This is a genomic window from Streptococcus sp. 3705 (genome assembly GCF_013277145.1).
Classification (GTDB): domain Bacteria; phylum Bacillota; class Bacilli; order Lactobacillales; family Streptococcaceae; genus Streptococcus.
Map to the genome: position 1 here is coordinate 18,551 of NZ_VMMJ01000025.1, position 15,867 is coordinate 34,417.

General features: G+C 41.3%; 17 protein-coding genes and 1 riboswitch. Of the genes, 2 read left to right on the forward strand and 15 right to left on the reverse strand.

Translation table 11 applies throughout. The features are described 5' to 3' along the window. Nucleotides 1-225: 225 nt before the first annotated feature. Complete coding sequence (locus HT714_RS07695) at nucleotides 226-1,566, forward strand: sodium-dependent transporter (RefSeq protein ID WP_173225311.1); 1,341 nt, start codon at nucleotides 226-228, stop codon at nucleotides 1,564-1,566. Between the two features lie 40 nt (nucleotides 1,567-1,606). Here HT714_RS07695 and manA read toward each other — a convergent pair whose 3' ends face one another. The 8 genes from manA to HT714_RS07735 all read right to left on the reverse strand — a co-directional run bounded on the left by manA (nucleotide 1,607) and on the right by HT714_RS07735 (nucleotide 9,088). Next, nucleotides 1,607-2,551: a mannose-6-phosphate isomerase, class I gene (gene manA, locus HT714_RS07700; protein WP_173225308.1), complete on the reverse strand. Its 945-nt coding sequence runs from the start codon at nucleotides 2,549-2,551 to the stop codon at nucleotides 1,607-1,609. 258 nt (nucleotides 2,552-2,809) lie between these two features. Beyond that, entirely contained in the window at nucleotides 2,810-3,070 is a 261-nt protein-coding gene (locus HT714_RS07705; protein ID WP_001291476.1) for a SemiSWEET family transporter, read from the reverse strand. 174 nt (nucleotides 3,071-3,244) lie between these two features. After that, on the reverse strand, nucleotides 3,245-3,400 hold the full coding sequence (locus HT714_RS07710) for a hypothetical protein (RefSeq protein ID WP_173225304.1): 156 nt from the start codon (nucleotides 3,398-3,400) through the stop codon (nucleotides 3,245-3,247). A 281-nt stretch (nucleotides 3,401-3,681) separates the two neighbouring features. Continuing rightward, the gene (locus tag HT714_RS07715; RefSeq protein WP_173225301.1) at nucleotides 3,682-4,029 is read right to left on the reverse strand and encodes a VOC family protein; all 348 of its coding nucleotides are present in this window, start codon (nucleotides 4,027-4,029) and stop codon (nucleotides 3,682-3,684) included. A gap of 46 nt (nucleotides 4,030-4,075) precedes the next feature. After that, on the reverse strand, nucleotides 4,076-5,851 hold the full coding sequence (gene spxB, locus HT714_RS07720; protein WP_173225296.1) for a pyruvate oxidase: 1,776 nt from the start codon (nucleotides 5,849-5,851) through the stop codon (nucleotides 4,076-4,078). Between the two features lie 206 nt (nucleotides 5,852-6,057). Beyond that, nucleotides 6,058-8,301, reverse strand: a complete 2,244-nt coding sequence (locus HT714_RS07725; protein ID WP_173225294.1) for a heavy metal translocating P-type ATPase — start codon at nucleotides 8,299-8,301, stop codon at nucleotides 6,058-6,060. Nucleotides 8,302-8,310: 9 nt separating this feature from the next. Continuing rightward, entirely contained in the window at nucleotides 8,311-8,682 is a 372-nt protein-coding gene (locus HT714_RS07730) for a cupredoxin domain-containing protein (protein ID WP_173225291.1), read from the reverse strand. 10 nt (nucleotides 8,683-8,692) lie between these two features. Further along, on the reverse strand, nucleotides 8,693-9,088 hold the full coding sequence (locus tag HT714_RS07735) for a CopY/TcrY family copper transport repressor (RefSeq protein ID WP_173225288.1): 396 nt from the start codon (nucleotides 9,086-9,088) through the stop codon (nucleotides 8,693-8,695). A 183-nt stretch (nucleotides 9,089-9,271) separates the two neighbouring features. Further along, nucleotides 9,272-9,370, forward strand: a riboswitch (TPP riboswitch). Between the two features lie 83 nt (nucleotides 9,371-9,453). Between HT714_RS07735 and thiD the strand changes: the two genes are divergently transcribed. Further along, complete coding sequence (gene thiD / locus HT714_RS07740; protein WP_173225285.1) at nucleotides 9,454-10,245, forward strand: bifunctional hydroxymethylpyrimidine kinase/phosphomethylpyrimidine kinase; 792 nt, start codon at nucleotides 9,454-9,456, stop codon at nucleotides 10,243-10,245. A 200-nt stretch (nucleotides 10,246-10,445) separates the two neighbouring features. Here the strand turns inward: thiD and thiE are convergent, their stop codons facing one another. Genes thiE through HT714_RS07775 form a run of 7 tightly spaced genes read right to left on the reverse strand, consistent with a single transcriptional unit; the run spans nucleotide 10,446 to nucleotide 15,704 of the window. Further along, a complete protein-coding gene (gene thiE / locus HT714_RS07745; protein WP_173225281.1) occupies nucleotides 10,446-11,078 on the reverse strand; it encodes a thiamine phosphate synthase in 633 nt (210 codons plus the stop codon). Continuing rightward, nucleotides 11,071-11,874, reverse strand: coding sequence for a hydroxyethylthiazole kinase (locus HT714_RS07750; RefSeq protein WP_173225278.1), 804 nt, complete (start codon nucleotides 11,872-11,874; stop codon nucleotides 11,071-11,073). Before HT714_RS07750 ends, thiE begins: the two co-directional genes overlap by 8 nt. After that, complete coding sequence (gene thiW / locus HT714_RS07755; RefSeq protein WP_023933981.1) at nucleotides 11,874-12,398, reverse strand: energy coupling factor transporter S component ThiW; 525 nt, start codon at nucleotides 12,396-12,398, stop codon at nucleotides 11,874-11,876. The genes HT714_RS07750 and thiW overlap by 1 nt, the downstream gene beginning before the upstream one ends. Nucleotides 12,399-12,402: 4 nt before the next feature. Continuing rightward, nucleotides 12,403-13,095, reverse strand: coding sequence for a thiaminase II (gene tenA, locus HT714_RS07760; protein ID WP_173225275.1), 693 nt, complete (start codon nucleotides 13,093-13,095; stop codon nucleotides 12,403-12,405). A gap of 10 nt (nucleotides 13,096-13,105) precedes the next feature. Further along, a complete protein-coding gene (locus tag HT714_RS07765) occupies nucleotides 13,106-13,756 on the reverse strand; it encodes an energy-coupling factor transporter transmembrane component T (protein WP_050242361.1) in 651 nt (216 codons plus the stop codon). Nucleotide 13,757: 1 nt separating this feature from the next. Beyond that, nucleotides 13,758-15,143 (reverse strand): ABC transporter ATP-binding protein, encoded by a 1,386-nt coding sequence (locus HT714_RS07770; RefSeq protein ID WP_173225272.1) that lies wholly within the window; start codon nucleotides 15,141-15,143, stop codon nucleotides 13,758-13,760. Continuing rightward, nucleotides 15,144-15,704 (reverse strand): ECF transporter S component, encoded by a 561-nt coding sequence (locus tag HT714_RS07775; RefSeq protein WP_173225269.1) that lies wholly within the window; start codon nucleotides 15,702-15,704, stop codon nucleotides 15,144-15,146. Between the last annotated feature and the right edge of the window lie 163 nt (nucleotides 15,705-15,867).

Here is a 15,867-nt window from a genome sequence, read left to right on the forward strand (position 1 = left end):
ATTACATTGATAGTATAACCCCTCCCCTTAGGTCAGAGTCAAGTGTTTTTGCGAAATTTTTTACTTTATCATAACATGAAAATGGTTTTCTTGACAGACCTTAGAAAACATGATAGGATAGTCAAGTCTATCAATCAAAAGAAACGCTCACTTTGAGTACTGATGAGGCTAGTTGCCAAGGGCAGTAGCTTTTTCTTTTGTAATACTAATTTTAGGAGTTTAACTATGTCTGAAAAATCGCAATGGGGTTCTAAACTGGGCTTTATCCTAGCATCTGCTGGTTCAGCCATCGGACTTGGTGCCGTTTGGAAATTCCCCTACATGACTGCTGCTAACGGTGGAGGAGGCTTTTTACTGATCTTTCTCATTTCCACTATTTTAATCGGTTTCCCCCTATTGCTGGCTGAATTTGCTCTCGGCCGAAGTGCTGGTGTCTCAGCTATCAAAACCTTTGGAAAACTAGGCAAGAATAGTAAGTACAACTTTATCGGTTGGATTGGTGCCTTTGCCCTCTTTATCCTCTTATCTTTCTACAGTGTTATTGGAGGATGGGTCTTCATTTATTTAGGTATCGCTATCGGTAAAGCTCTCCACCTAGGCATTACCAATGACTATGCTCAGCTCTTTACCGATATTATTTCTAATCCAGTCATTGCCCTAGGAGCTCAAGCTGCCTTTATCCTGTTGAATATCTTTATTGTATCACGTGGGGTTCAAAAAGGGATTGAAAGAGCTTCTAAGGTCATGATGCCCCTGCTCTTTATCATCTTTGTCGTCATCATCGGACGCTCTCTCAGCTTGCCAAATGCCATGGAAGGGGTTCTCTACTTCCTCAAACCAGACTTTTCAAAACTAACTAGCGCTGGTCTCCTCTATGCTCTGGGACAATCTTTCTTTGCCCTCTCACTAGGGGTGACAGCCATGCTGACCTATGCATCCTACTTGGACAAGAAAACCAATCTGGTACAGTCAGGGATTTCCATTGTAGCTATGAACATCTCAGTATCCATCATGGCAGGACTAGCCATTTTCCCAGCCATGTCAGCCTTCAATATCCAGTCTGAAGGGGGACCGAGCTTGCTCTTTATCGTCTTGCCTCAACTCTTTGACAAGATGCCTTTTGGAACTATTTTCTACATCCTCTTCCTCTTGCTCTTCCTCTTTGCGACGGTCACTTCTTCCGTCGTTATGCTGGAAATCAATGTAGGCAATATCACCAATCAAGACAACAGCAAGCGTGCTATGTGGAGTGCCATTTTAGGGATTCTGACCTTTGCCTTTGGGATTCCCTCAGCCCTTTCTTACGGTGTTATGGCGGATGTTCACATCTTTGGGAAGACCTTCTTTGACGCTATGGACTTCTTGGTTTCCAATCTCCTCATGCCATTTGGAGCTCTCTGTCTTTCACTCTTTACTGGCTACATCTTTAAGAAGGCCCTTGCTATGGAGGAATTCCATCTTGATGAAACGGTATGGAAACAAGGACTGTTCCAAGTCTGGCTCTTCCTTCTTCGTTTCGTCATTCCAATCATCATCATCGTGGTCTTCATCGCCCAATTTATGTAATCAAAAAGGACTTGAGTAGTAAACTCAGGCCCTTTCTTTTTTATGGATGGCTAACAATCAATTCCAAACCTTGCCCTTCCAGAGTCCAAGCTTCAACATCACTTGGTAGGATAAAGTGGCTGCCTTTTTGGATTGGATAGTTTTTTCCGTCAACAGTTAGCTGACCTTGACCAGCTAGGACACTCAATAAGCTGTAGTCAGCTGTCTTTTCGAAGTCAACTTTTCCAGTAATTTCCCACTTGTAAACTGCGAAGAAATCATTAGAGACAAGTAAAGTTGAGCGTAAATCATCAGCTTTGACAGTCACAGGACGGCTATTTGCTGGCTCACCAATGTTCAAGACATCAATGGATTTTTCAAGATGAAGTTCACGCAAGTTGCCTTTGTCATCCTTGCGGTCAAAGTCATAGACGCGATAGGTGGTATCGCTAGACTGCTGGGTTTCAAGAATCAAGATACCTGCACCGATAGCGTGCATGGTGCCACTTGGCACATAGAAGAAATCTCCAGCTTTAACTGGTACTTTTGTCAGCAAGGCATCCCAGTTCTTGTCCTCGATTTGCTGGCGGAGTTCTTCTTTTGACTTGGCATTATGGCCGTAGATAATCTCTGAACCTTCATCCGCTGCAATGATGTACCAGCACTCTGTTTTTCCGAGTTCGCCTTCATGCTCTAATCCATAAGCATCGTCTGGGTGAACTTGGACGCTGAGCCAGTCGTTGGCATCGAGGATTTTGGTCAAAAGCGGAAATACAGGTTCTGGACGATTGCCAAATAATTCACGGTGCTCTGCATATAAAGTAGCTAGATCTATTCCCTCGTAGCGACCAATGGCAACTTTAGAGACGCCATTTGGATGGGCTGAGATGGCCCAGTATTCTCCGATTTTTTCACTTGGAATGTCGTAGCCAAACTCATCACGTAGCTTGGTTCCACCCCAGATTTTTTCTTGCATAACTGATTGTAAAAATAATGGTTCTGACATCTTGATCTCCTGTCTGATTTTTCTTCCTTCATTATAGCAAAAAAAGAGTTCCATTTGAACTCTTTTTAACATCTTATAAAGTAGGGAGAAGATTTTGTAAAAATAGTAACGATATACTTTTTTCTTTGATAGAGACGAACATAAAAGACTCTCATAAAGCTAGCTGTAACTGGACTTTTTCCCCCAACTCTCATTCAAAAATTACTTTAATGAAGCATCTATTTTCATAAAATAAAAAGACTGAAAGCAGTCTTCTTTTTAAATCAAAGCTGTGATAGCCGTTACTAAACCAAAAACGATACCTGGTGCATTAGCAGCTGCAAGTGGAATATCTCTTTCCTTCTTGAAAAGACCATAGTAAACCCAGAGACTACAGTTGATAGCTGCGACTAGGGGTTGAATGAAGTTGCCTTTTTGACCGGCAAGATTATTCATGATTTGTGGGAAGTAAGACACATACATCATAACAGACATGAAAGTCGCTACCCACCCCAACACTTTCATTTGTTTTTCAGACATTTTCAAAACCTCTTTTATTCTTTTATACTTTCTATTTTATAATTTAATACAAAAATAAGCAAGAGTTTGAGAGTTTTGCTATAAAAATGTAAACTATCACAGTCTTGTGATAAGAAAAAGACCGGATTGCTCCGATCTGTACGATTCATAAAATGTAAAAATGAATAGCTTTTGTCAATGAAGCGATTGATTGATGGTAAATAAACCGTTAGAAATTATTTGAGCAATAACTTCAAGACCGTGCAAAATAAAATTTCCTACAATCAAACCTATAATAATTGAACAGATAATCATGGTCACACAGATTAGATAAATATCCTTTTTTTTCATCTCTTTCCTCCTACTATCTATTCATGAAGATATTTCAATCCCAACTTCCAATGAAATAATAAAATCCACTTACAACAGCTGTTTAATCATATTTCTCCTTTCCATATCAGTTTCATTTTCTACTGTTATATTTTTATTATAAGATTTTGGGAAAGCGCTGTCAACTATTTATATGCAATTTCTTTATATAAAAAGACCGGATTGCTCCGATCTTTCAATAGTTCCTATTCTCAATTTCTGTTTTAAGAATGGTTAAGGTTAACGTCAAATGACTAAGCGTCCTATTTCATACGATAAAAATCAATCACTAGACCAGCTGGACCTTTAACTAATAAGGACTCTGTTCCCCAATCCGTTTCACAAATACCGTTTAAAATCTCGACACCGATCTCTTTTAAACGTTGGTAATCCTTGTCTACATTCTCAATCTCAAGGTGAAGAATGATGCCTGACTGAAAATCTTCCAAAGGAATCAAATGATTTCGGGACAACATGAGACAGTGACTGCCAATCGTAAACTGAGCAAAAACATCATCAGCATAATCTGCCTTTTTATCCAAGATATACTCCAAGTCAGCACAGACTTGGGGAACATCTGAAACGATAATATCTAATTGATTTAAATTCATTTACTATCCTCCATAAAAAGACCGGATTGCTCCGATCTTTCGTTGTTTATTTAATTGCGCGTGATTGCAATCCTTCTTCTTCCAAGAAGAGACGGAATGGTACGAGTTCTTCTGCTTCGTATTTTTCTTTGAAGGCTTTGATAGCTTCTTCTGAGTGTTGTTTTGGATCCAATTCAAGTACTTCTACTGGAAGTGGACGGTGTGGAGTGATGCGAGCATCGATCACAACAGTTTTACCTTCTTTGTTCAATTTAACAGCTTCTGCAACCACTGCATCGATGTCTTCGATACGGTCAACTGTAAATCCAACAGCTCCCTGAGCTTCAGCAATTTTCGCATAGTCAGCATTAGGGAAGTCACAACCAAACAAGTGTTTGTTTGTGTCTTCGTATTTGTCCTTGATGAAGGCATATTTACCATTTGAGAAGACAACGTTGATAACTGGAAGGTCGTATTGAACGTTTGTGATAACGTCTGGGTAGCACATGTTGAATGCACCGTCACCCATGATGTTCCATACTTGGCGATCTGGATTGTCTTTCTTAGCAGCGATACCACCAGGAAGGGCAATACCCATTGTCGCAAATAGTGGAGATGTACGCCACATGTTCTTAGGTGTCATGTGAAGGTGACGAGTAGATGTTTGAGTAGTGTCACCTACGTCAATTGAGTAGATAGCGTCTTGATCAGCATGTTTGTTGATTGCATTGTAAACTTGATACAATTGCAATTCACCCTCAGTTTTACCTTCGAGTTTGTTCATGTAATCACGCCAGTTTTGGTTGTTCTTAACGTTTGCACGCCACCATGGAGTAGATTCAACTGGATTCACTTTGTCAAGGATAGCTTTGGCTGCTTGACCTGCATCACCAAGGATTGAAGCGTCTAAGGCATGACGTTTACCAAGTTTGTAAGGGTCAATATCAACTTGGATGAATTTTTCAGTGTTCTTGAATGCTTCGTAAACTTCAGCAAATGGGAAGTTTGAACCAAGGAAAAGAACTGTGTCTGCTTCAAAGACCACTTCGTTGGCTGGTTTCCAACCAACACGGTAAGCAGAACCTGTCAAACCTTCATAGTTCCATTCAAAGGCTTCAAAGTTTTTACCAGTTGTGATAATTGGTGCTTTGATTTTACGTGACAATTCAGTGATCACTTCACCTGCTTTAACACCACCGTAACCAGCATAGATAACTGGACGTTCAGCATTGTTCAAGATTTCAACAGCTTTGTCGATTTCAACTTCGTTCAAAGCAGGAGCGATGAATGAACGTTCATATGAACCTGAACCGTAGTATGAGCTTTCGTCGATTTCTTGGAAACCGAAGTTTACTGGGATTTCAACAACAGCTGGACCTTTTTTAGAAACTGCAGCACGGCAAGCTTCGTCAATTACTTTTGGCAATTGCTCAGCGTAAGCTACACGTTTGTTATATACAGCGATACCGTTGTACATTGGGTTTTGGTTCAATTCTTGGAAAGCATCCATGTTGAGTTCGTTAACTGGACGTGATCCAAGGATCGCTAGGAATGGAGTGTTATCCATAGCTGCATCGTAAACACCGTTAATCAAGTGAGTCGCACCTGGACCACCTGAACCAACTGCAACCCCAATTGAGCCACCGAATTTAGCTTGCATAACCGCTGCAAGAGCACCTGTTTCTTCGTGGCGAACTTGCAAGAAGCGGATATCTTTTTCTTCAGCCAAAGCGTCCATCAATGAGCTGAGTGTTCCTGATGGGATACCGTAGATTGTGTCTACGCCCCATGTTTTCAATACGTTAAGCATTGCTGCAGATGCAGTAATTTTCCCTTGAGTCATAGTGATAACTCTCCTTCAATTTTTTTAGACTTGGAGAATACGATTACATAGAATTGGAAACGTTCTCCAAATTTTTACTATTCCACTGTATCATATTTATGCTGACTTTTCTAAAAATCTGCTCAAAACTCTCTATTCTCTATTCTAATACAGTTTTGAAAACGCTGCTATTCCTGTTTTATAACAAAGAAATCTAGTCATTACTTTTAGTCTATTTTAGTAAAGTTTAAGAGAAGAGAACTGGTCAGAACGGATACAGAACTAAAGGCCATGGCTAAACCTGCCAGTTCTGGATTGAGAGCCAGTCCAACACCTGAAAAGACTCCTGCTGCAATCGGAATTCCGGCGACATTGTAGATAAAGGCCCAGAAAAGATTGAGCAGAATTCGATGAAAGGTTTTCTTACTCATGTCAAAGGCACGCACCACGCCTAGGAGGTTATTGGTTGTCAACACCAAATCTGCTGACTCGATGGCAATATCTGTTCCAGCTCCCATGGCAATTCCCACATCTGCTACACTGAGGGCAGGAGCGTCATTGATACCGTCCCCAACAAAGGCTACTTTGCCAGCTGCTTGTAGTTTATGGATTTCATGGGCTTTTTCTTCTGGCAAGACGCCTGCAATGACCTCTTCAATTCCGATTTGATCTGCAATAGCACGCGCTACACCTGCATTATCTCCTGTCAGCATGACTGTTTTAAGGCCACGCTTTTTCAACTGACTGATGGCTAGCTTAGCATTTTCCTTGGGAATATCTTGCAAAGCAAGCAAGCCTTTGATTTCATTGTCAACAGCCAAGAACACAACTGTCTTAGCTTCTTTTTCTAGTTCTTCTAGTTTTTCTTGATAAGTGCTAGAAATGTTCATGCCATCCAGCATTTTAGCATTTCCAAGCAAAACTTGTTTTCCATTGATTTGCCCTGAGACACCTTTTCCGTGCAAGGCTTGGAAATTTTCAACAGTTTGAAACTCAAGTCCAGCTTCACTCGCTCGTTTCACAACGGCTTCAGCCAGTGGGTGTTGAGAAGCTTCTTCCAAGGAAGCTGCCAATCCAAGCACTTCTACTTCGTCGCCGATGATATCTGTGACCACAGGTTTCCCTTCCGTCAAAGTTCCTGTCTTATCAAAAACAATAGTTTGGACTTTCTGGATTTCCTGTAGAACCGTTCCATTTTTGAGGAGAACTCCCATCTTGGCACTGCGACCTGTCCCCACCATAAGGGCTGTCGGTGTTGCAAGTCCCAAGGCACAAGGGCAGGCAATAATCAGAACTGCTACTCCATAGAGAAGCGAAGACACAAAGCTCGCCCCAAGCACAACTACACTATCCCTGAGCAAGACGAACCAAACCCAAAAGGTCACAATCCCTAAAATGACAACTGCTGGGACAAAAATCCCTGAAATTTTATCCGTCAAGTCCTGAATCGGCGCACGACTTGTTTGAGCTTTCTTCACAAAATCCACAATCTGAGCCAAAACAGTCTCTGAACCAACTTTTTCTGCTCTAAAAATAAGCGTTCCGCTATTATTGATGGTTGAGCCAATGACAGTATCTCCAACTGTTTTGTCCACTGGTAGGCTCTCACCTGTCACCATAGACTCATCAATACTAGAGATACCTTCTACTACGACACCATCAACCGCAATCTTTTCACCGGGACGCACTCGAATCAGGTCACCTACCTTGACTTGTTCCAAAGGAACTTGAACATAGCGTTCATCACGCAAGACTTCTGCTGTTTTAGCCTGCAAGTCCAGCAATTTCTCCACAGCTTGGGAAGTATTTTTCCGCATTTTCTCCTCAAAAACGGCTCCCATAAGAACGAAGAAGAAGATAAATGCAGCACTTTCAAAGTAAACGGGGAGACCAGCGAAGAGGGCAACTAAGCTATAGAAATAGGCCACTAGGGTTCCCAGAGCAACCAAGGTATCCATGTTGGCATTGTGCTTTTTAAAACTAGCCCAAGCACTTTGGATATAAGGACCACCTGCTACTAGCATGATCGGTGTTGTGGCTAAAAAGGTTCCCCAACGCAGGACTTGGTGACTAATTCCTCCTGTCGACATCCCAATCATGAGAATCACAAGAGGCACAGTAAAGATACTAGTAATCCAAAAACGCTGTAAAAGTGATAGAGATTTTCGAATCTTCTCAACTACGGTATAACTCCCCTTTTGCATCTTCATGCCACAAGAAAATTCATGTTGACCTAATTCTTGAGGGGTAAAACGAATTGTCTTCTCTTCATCCACGCCGATTGGTTCCAAGATGCCTTCTTCTTCAAAAAGAATTTCCTTATAACAGTTTGAAGGTGTCACACGGTGAAAGGTGATAACAGCAGGAACTCCTTTTTGCAGTTGAATGTGGGCTGGATGGTAGCCTTTGTCTGCCGTGATACGGATTTTTTGAACACCATTTTCAAGACTTGCTTTCACAATTTCAGTCATATCATTCTCCTATTCTACAATCATCTTACCGTGCATCATGTTCATACCACAAGCAAATCCAAATTCTCCAGCCTGCTCAGGCGTGATTTCCACTACATACTCTTCCCCCATAGGCAGGTCCGCATGTACACCAAAATCTGGAAAAACAATTTGGTCCAGACAGGGTGAAGGATCCTTGCGGTCAAAGACAATGCGGGCTGGCACTGATTTCTTGAGGATAAGCAACTCAGGCGTATAGCCTCCCATGACTTCCACTCGAATCTCTTGGTAGCCCTTTTTTTGCTGGGCCTTTTGTCCAGATTTTTCAGGCTTTTTGAAAAACCAAAACAAGATAAACGCGATAAGGGCAATACAAATAATGGTTACAATACTATTTAACATGACGTCTCCTTTACATACAATTACATTTTACTTTTGTTACAGCGCTTGATTTCTTCTCAGAAATCACAGCTTCCAAGTCTTCCAAGTCAGCCTGAGTAAAATCACATTCAGCAATCAAATCAGCCAACAAGTTCTTAATCCTACGAGAACAAACCTTGTCCTTGATATCTTGGACAAGTAAATCCCGACTTTGGTCCAAAGTTAAAAGGGCTGAATAGACAAAGAACTTGCCTTCTTTTTTCCTTGTCAGACACTCTTTCTCAACCAAACGAGCCAAAAGAGTTTGAATGGTTGACTTGGACCAGTCGAACCGCTCCGCCAGAACCTTGATCAAATCCGTACTAGTCTGCTCTCCTTGCATCCAAATAATCTTCATAACCTGCCATTCTGCATCTGAAATCTGCATAATCACACCTCCAAAATCTACATTTGTCGATTACAGTTATTAGTATACTCCTAAAATCTACATTTGTCAATTATAAAATCAATCTTTTCTTTGAAAAATTGAATTTTAACCATATAATACAGGATTTTCAGTCAAATCTTACTATATAAACTATAAAAATATGCTATACTAAAGAAAAAAGAAAACAACCACTAGGGGTGCGTAAAGCTGAGATTAACAACTGTTAGATCCCTTTAACTCAATCTAGGTAATGCTAGCTGATGGAAGTGGAAATGATAATGGGGACTAGCAGTCTTCTATTGCCTTCCTGAAACAGATTAGCTTGTTCTTAAGAATACAAACTTCAGTTGGTTGGGAGGTTTTAGATGACTTATTTACCCGTTGCTTTGACCATTGCAGGAACTGACCCAAGTGGCGGTGCTGGCATTATGGCTGATTTAAAGTCATTCCAAGCGAGAGATGTCTATGGAATGGCTGTTGTAACCAGTCTTGTCGCTCAAAATACCAGAGGCGTTCAATTGATCGAGCACGTTTCTCCTCAAATGTTGAAAGCCCAATTGGACAGTGTCTTTTCGGATATTCCACCTCAGGCTGTAAAAACTGGGATGTTAGCAACTACTGAAATTATGGAAATCATCCAGCCCTATCTTAAAAAGCTGGATTGTCCCTATGTTTTAGATCCAGTTATGGTAGCGACTAGCGGAGATGCCTTGATCGACTCAAGTGCTAGAGACTATCTCAAAACAAACTTACTACCTCTAGCAACTATTATTACGCCAAATCTTCCTGAGGCAGAAGAGATTGTTGGTTTTTCAATCCATGATCCTGAAGACATGCAGCGTGCTGGTCGCCTGATTCTAAAAGAATTTGGTCCTCAGTCTGTAGTCATCAAAGGTGGTCATCTCGAAGGCGGTGCTAAGGATTTCCTCTTTACCAAGGATGAACAGTTTGTCTGGGAAAGCCCACGAATTCAAACCTGTCACACCCATGGTACTGGATGTACCTTTGCTGCAGTAATTACTGCTGAACTAGCCAAGGGAAAAAGCCTTTATCAGGCAGTTGATAAGGCCAAGGCCTTTATCACAAAAGCTATTCAAGACGCTCCTCAACTTGGTCATGGTTCTGGCCCAGTCAACCATACAACTTTTAAAGATTAAGAAAAAAACTCTCTAGTTCCCACTTTAAGGGAATTAGAGAGTTTTTATACTCTTCGAAAATCTCTTCAAACTACGTCAGCTTCCATCTGCAACCTCAAAACACTGTTTTGAGCTGACTTCATCAGTCTTATCTAAAACCTCAAGGCAGGGCTTTGAGCAACCTGAGGCTAGCTTCCTCTTTGATTTTCATTGAGTATTAGTTAGGAAATAATGTCATGCAACTTTGTTAAAAAGGCTTGCGTTTTTGCCTCAATATCTTCTGCCTGCATCAAATCACGTACAACAGCTACACCAGCGATGCCAGTGCCCATAAGCTGGTCAATGTTCTCTGAAGTCAGGCCTCCAATAGCAACTACTGGAATGTCAACCGTTTGGCAAATTGTTTTCAAGGTCGATATCAGAGTAATGGGCGCATTTTCCTTGGTGGTGGTTGGGAAAATGGCTCCTGTCCCCAAGTAATCTGCACCTGATGTTTCTGCTTCCAGAGCTCTTTTTATTGTTTTAGCGGTGACACCGAGGATTTTTTCAGGTCCCAAGACTTGTCGGGCAACCGAAACTGGTAATTCATCGTCTCCGATATGCAGACCTGCAGCATCGACTGCAAGACAAACATCCAAACGATCATCGATTATCAAGGGTACCTGATAAACATCTGTTATTTCCTTGACTTGTTTTGCTAGTTGATAATATTGATTGGTTGTGAGATTTTTTTCTCGTAATTGGACTATGGTAACCCCTGAACGGCAAGCCGTCTCAACCTTTTCAAGAAATCTTTCCACGGAATCTTGGTAGCGATTGGTTACCAGATATAGTCTAAGTGCTTCTCTATTCATAAACCTCTCCTTTGATGGCATCTAACCAGTTTTTATCTCTCCTTAGAAGCGAAAACTGATTGAGTACTTGGTAACGAAATTCTTCCAATCCCATTCCTTGAACAACTATTCTCTCAGCGGAGATATTAAGATAAGAGACTGCTAAACACGAAGCTTCAAATCCAGTCTTTCCTTGGCTGAGAAAAACGGCTGTCAAGGCTCCAACCAAGTCTCCTGTCCCTGTTATCCAGTCTAATTCTGCACAGCCATTTCCCAGTACAGCGACCTGATTCTTCGAAACGATGAGATCCTTAGGACCAGTAACTAAGAATGACATACCAGGATAGGTCTGACACCAGTCTTTCAAGACTTGAAGCAAATCCTCCGTTTCTTGATCTTTAGCACTCGCATCGACCCCAACGCCGTGGTGTTTTAAGCCAACAAGACTTCGGATTTCTGACATATTTCCTTTAAGGACCGTAGGGCTATTGTCTAAAAGGTCTTTAACTAAGCTCTTACGAATGACTGAAGCTGTTACGCCAACCGCATCTACTACCATTGGGAGACAAACTTGAGCTGCATAAGAAGCTGCCATACGGATTGCTTTTTCCTTCTCAGCTGACAAATGCCCCAAATTGATGAAGAGTGCCTGGCTTTGCTTAGTAAAATCAAGAACCTCACGGGAATCATCTGCCATAACTGGTTTACATCCCAAAGCCAAAATCCCATTTGCTAGCATCTCACAAGAAATCTCATTGGTAATACAGTGAATTAGGGAAGTCATTTCCAGAGGAAAAGGATTTGTCAATGCCTGCATCAGTCTATCCTTTCACCAAAGAAATATCCTTGCACTTTTTTAAAGAATTCCTGCTTGATTAAAAATCGAAAGGCAATAAAGGAAATCGCTGTACCAATCAAGGTTGCTCCGAAAAATCGAGGAGTGTAGATAAACCAGCTGAGCTTTGCAGCCGATCCTGTAAAGAGCACCATAACAGGATAGGAAACAATAGAACCAATGATACCTGTTCCCAAAATCTCTCCTAGAGCAGAATAGTGAAATTTTCGACCATACTTATAAAAGAGACCTGCTAGAAGGGCTCCAAAAGTCGCTCCTGTGAGAGCTAAAGGCGGAATCCCTTGAGTCGTCATACGGATAAAGGCTGTCACTGTAGCCATAGCCAAGGCATAAACAGGTCCCATCATGATTCCTGCTAGAATATTGACTACACTGGACATCGGTGCCATTCCCTCAATTCGAAAAATAGGTGTAAGGACTACATCAAGGGCAATCATCATAGATAAAATGGTTAATTTGTGAACTTGTAATTGGTGCTTTCTCATGTTTCTATTCTTCTCCTTTTTCTAAAGACTGTAAATCACTCTTCCATGTCTGGTGTTGGTAGGCCATTTGCCAAAACTTGGCTTCCATATGAACACTGATGTGGAAGGCATCTAGCATTTTTTTCTTGTCTGTCTCATCACTTTCGCGATAGAGTTGATTGACCAGCGCTCCCTCCTCTCTGATCTGTTGCTCCAACTCATCCGTAATATAAGTTTCAATCCATTGTTGGTAGAGAGGATTTGGTGATGGTTTAAGATTAAGTGATTTGCCTATATCATGATATAGCCAAGGACAAGGCAGCAAACTTGAAAAGGCAATGGCTAGATTTGCTTCTTCAAATTGACGATAAATGTGAGAAATGTAATGATAGCAGGTGGGAGCGATTGGATGTTGCTCCATTTCCTGATCGCTGATTTCCAATTCCTTGAAAAATTGTTGGCGGATAAATAACTCACCTTCCACTAGACTCTGAGCATTTTGTTTCAAGAGTCTTTTCATCTCTTGGTTTGAAGTCTTATCAGCCAAAAGGTGATAGATTTCTGAGAAGGCCTTCAGATAGTAGGCATCCTGAATCAGGTAATAGCGGAAAATGGCAGGGTCTAAATTTCCCTCTTGTAATTGTAAAATAAAGGGATGATGAAAAGAAGTCTGCCAAGCTTCCCTGGATAATTCCATCGCAATATCTGTAAATTCCATAATAACTCCTTTATAAAAATAGACTGGTTTGAAGCAATAAAAAGAACAGCAGGTAGATGAATATTGTCCTTTTAGGAATATAAAAAGTCCGATAGCTATTCTCCACCTGTGCATGTTCGTCATATCCATGCGCCGATAGAGCTCTCAGGTAAAGATGGCGCCACCTAAAGACTGTCATCAGAACCTTGCTGTAAATCAAGGGCGACCAAAAATGCAGTTCTTGACCGCGTAATAAGCAAGCTTCCTTGAGAGACTTGATTTCTTGCTGAATAAGGGGAAAGGAATTGAATACCACAATCAAGGCATAGGCCCATGACCGTGATAACCCCTTTTGAGCCAAGTACAAGAGAAGCTCTTTTAGTGAGATGCTTGAGATAAATACAACCCCTATACAAACTGTCACAAAAGCTCTGGTTCCAAGTATGACTGCCTGCGAAGCATCCCCATGTAACTGAACTGCCCAGTAGTTGGCAAAGGATGGCAAAATGGCAAGTATGATCATCCAAGCTAACATTTTAAATCGCCGGTAATAGAGCATAAAGAGAATACAGAATGCGACTACCGAAAGATTCAGAGCAATCGAAGGAATAAAAGATGTTTCCAAGGATAAAATCAGCAAAAAGAGACTGATAATCGGTGTCTGGGTTGCTACTTTGACCATACTATCTCACCTCCCCTTGGATATTGCTACTCTGAGATGTAAGTGGTTTGGTAATGGTCACTTCTTTCACATGACGAAGACCCTGACTAGTCATCTCAATCCAATAATCAACCACAGAGATCAAGGGATCCAAACGATGGCTAATGATCAGAAAACTTCTTCCTTGATTTCTCTCCTCCAGAATCCAATGACAAAAATAATGGCAGGCTCTATCATCCAAACCTGCAAAAGGTTCATCTAGCAAGATCACAGAAGCCTTGCTGGTCAAGATGGTCAAGAGCTGAAGAATCTTTTGCTGGCCACCACTTAATTGATAGGGACTCTTATCGAGTGCCTGCTCCAAATCAAAATATCGTAAAGCTTGGAAAATTCGTTGATTTCTTTCAGAATCAGGTCCATCTAATTGAAGTTCCTCTCGCAGACTGACTCTGATAAACTGTTTCTCAGCTTCCTGAACAACACCCGTCAGGTCACGATACAAACTCTTTTTCTTTTTCAGGACTGTCCCCTTCCAGGTAATACGCCCCTTATACTTTTGAAATTGAAGAATAGACCGAAAAAGGGTTGATTTCCCGACACCATTATCACCCAAGATACAGGAAATTCCTTGGTAGAATGTAAAATCCGCAATCGAAAAGAGGGGGTGCTTATCCAGTTCACAAGTGATTCGGTCCATATAGAATAGTTCTGGGCTAGAAGCAACCTCCTTTGAAGCAACCTGTGTCATCTCAGAGGTAGGGATTTGAAACACTTCCCTTAGTTGTCCGTCTCTTAGCTCCACCATATGGTCGATATAGGCTTCATAATCAGATAAATCATGGTCGCACAAAATAACTGTCTTCCCATTAGAGACCAACTCTTTTAGAATCTCCAATATCTCTATCCTACTCTTGCGATCAATGGAAGCAAAGGGCTCATCTAATAGATAGACCCTAGGATTCATAGCAAAGAGAACAGCCAAAGCAGCCTTTTGCTTTTCTCCACCTGATAAGTGATGGATGGGACGGTGCAAGATGTCCTTGCAACGACATTGCTGGACAACCTCTGCTATTTTAGAATCAATTTCCTGAAGGTGATAGCCGATATTTTCCAAGGTAAAAATCAGCTCCTCAAACAAGCTCTCCATGGTAAATTGATGATTGGGATTTTGAAAGAGAATACCAACCGTTTGAACACGTTCGATGATAGAAAGCTGACTGACCTCGCTCCCATTTATCAGGACTTGACCATTATAGGGAAGAGAACTAACTTGGGCAATCATTTGAAAGAGACACGATTTTCCAGAACCACTGCTCCCAACTAACAAGGTAAAGGCTTGCGCATGAAAAGTAAAATCAATCGGTTCCGAAAAAATTGGGGACTGAATCTCCCGTAATTCCAGACCCATCTATGCTTTTCCTCCAGTTGCAAACTGATGATAGAGTTTGACAATGGCACGAACCAAGATAGTACAGAAGAAATAAACAGAAATAAAACGTACCACTAGCAAGGAAAGTACAAAAGGCACTGAAAAGGCGTAGTAACCTAACTTAATGTATTCATAGACAAAGCTAACAAGCGTAATCCCAATACTATTGGCAGTTAGAGAGAGCCAACTTTCATAGCGATTCTTGGTTACGATAAAACCAAGTTCACTTCCCAAACCTTGAACCAAGCCAGACAAAAGGGCACCTAGACCGAATTGGCTACCATAAAGGACTTCAGCAAGCGCAGCTAGCACTTCTCCAATCGTTGCACTTCCGACTCTCGGAACAAAGATGGCAGCAATGGGCGCAGCCATACACCAGAGTCCAAAAAGGATTTCATTGGCAAAAGCCTGTAAACCAAGAGGTGTTAAGAGTAGGCTGAGAATATTATACACATATCCTGAACCAACGAAAACCCCACCAAAAAAGATAGACAAGAAAGCAAGCAAAATAACATCTTTTAGCTGCCATTTTTTCAACATAAAAAACTCCTTTTTAAAGAAAAGTGGGGTGCTCAAGGTGAGCTGCCAAAAGGCTTATACTCTTCGAAAATCAAATTCAAACCACGTCAACGTCGCCTTGCCGTACTCAAGTACAGCCTGCGGCCAGTTTCCTAGTTTGCTCTTTGATTTTCATTGAGTATTA

Coding starts and splice junctions, on each gene's coding strand:
- HT714_RS07695 (WP_173225311.1), top strand. CDS start 226: ATGTCTGAAAAATCGCAATGGGGTTCTAAACTGGGCTTTATCCTAGCA.
- manA (WP_173225308.1), bottom strand. CDS start 2,551: ATGTCAGAACCATTATTTTTACAATCAGTTATGCAAGAAAAAATCTGG.
- HT714_RS07705 (WP_001291476.1), bottom strand. CDS start 3,070: ATGTCTGAAAAACAAATGAAAGTGTTGGGGTGGGTAGCGACTTTCATG.
- HT714_RS07710 (WP_173225304.1), bottom strand. CDS start 3,400: ATGAAAAAAAAGGATATTTATCTAATCTGTGTGACCATGATTATCTGT.
- HT714_RS07715 (WP_173225301.1), bottom strand. CDS start 4,029: ATGAATTTAAATCAATTAGATATTATCGTTTCAGATGTTCCCCAAGTC.
- spxB (WP_173225296.1), bottom strand. CDS start 5,851: ATGACTCAAGGGAAAATTACTGCATCTGCAGCAATGCTTAACGTATTG.
- HT714_RS07725 (WP_173225294.1), bottom strand. CDS start 8,301: ATGACTGAAATTGTGAAAGCAAGTCTTGAAAATGGTGTTCAAAAAATC.
- HT714_RS07730 (WP_173225291.1), bottom strand. CDS start 8,682: ATGTTAAATAGTATTGTAACCATTATTTGTATTGCCCTTATCGCGTTT.
- HT714_RS07735 (WP_173225288.1), bottom strand. CDS start 9,088: ATGCAGATTTCAGATGCAGAATGGCAGGTTATGAAGATTATTTGGATG.
- thiD (WP_173225285.1), top strand. CDS start 9,454: ATGACTTATTTACCCGTTGCTTTGACCATTGCAGGAACTGACCCAAGT.
- thiE (WP_173225281.1), bottom strand. CDS start 11,078: ATGAATAGAGAAGCACTTAGACTATATCTGGTAACCAATCGCTACCAA.
- HT714_RS07750 (WP_173225278.1), bottom strand. CDS start 11,874: ATGCAGGCATTGACAAATCCTTTTCCTCTGGAAATGACTTCCCTAATT.
- thiW (WP_023933981.1), bottom strand. CDS start 12,398: ATGAGAAAGCACCAATTACAAGTTCACAAATTAACCATTTTATCTATG.
- tenA (WP_173225275.1), bottom strand. CDS start 13,095: ATGGAATTTACAGATATTGCGATGGAATTATCCAGGGAAGCTTGGCAG.
- HT714_RS07765 (WP_050242361.1), bottom strand. CDS start 13,756: ATGGTCAAAGTAGCAACCCAGACACCGATTATCAGTCTCTTTTTGCTG.
- HT714_RS07770 (WP_173225272.1), bottom strand. CDS start 15,143: ATGGGTCTGGAATTACGGGAGATTCAGTCCCCAATTTTTTCGGAACCG.
- HT714_RS07775 (WP_173225269.1), bottom strand. CDS start 15,704: ATGTTGAAAAAATGGCAGCTAAAAGATGTTATTTTGCTTGCTTTCTTG.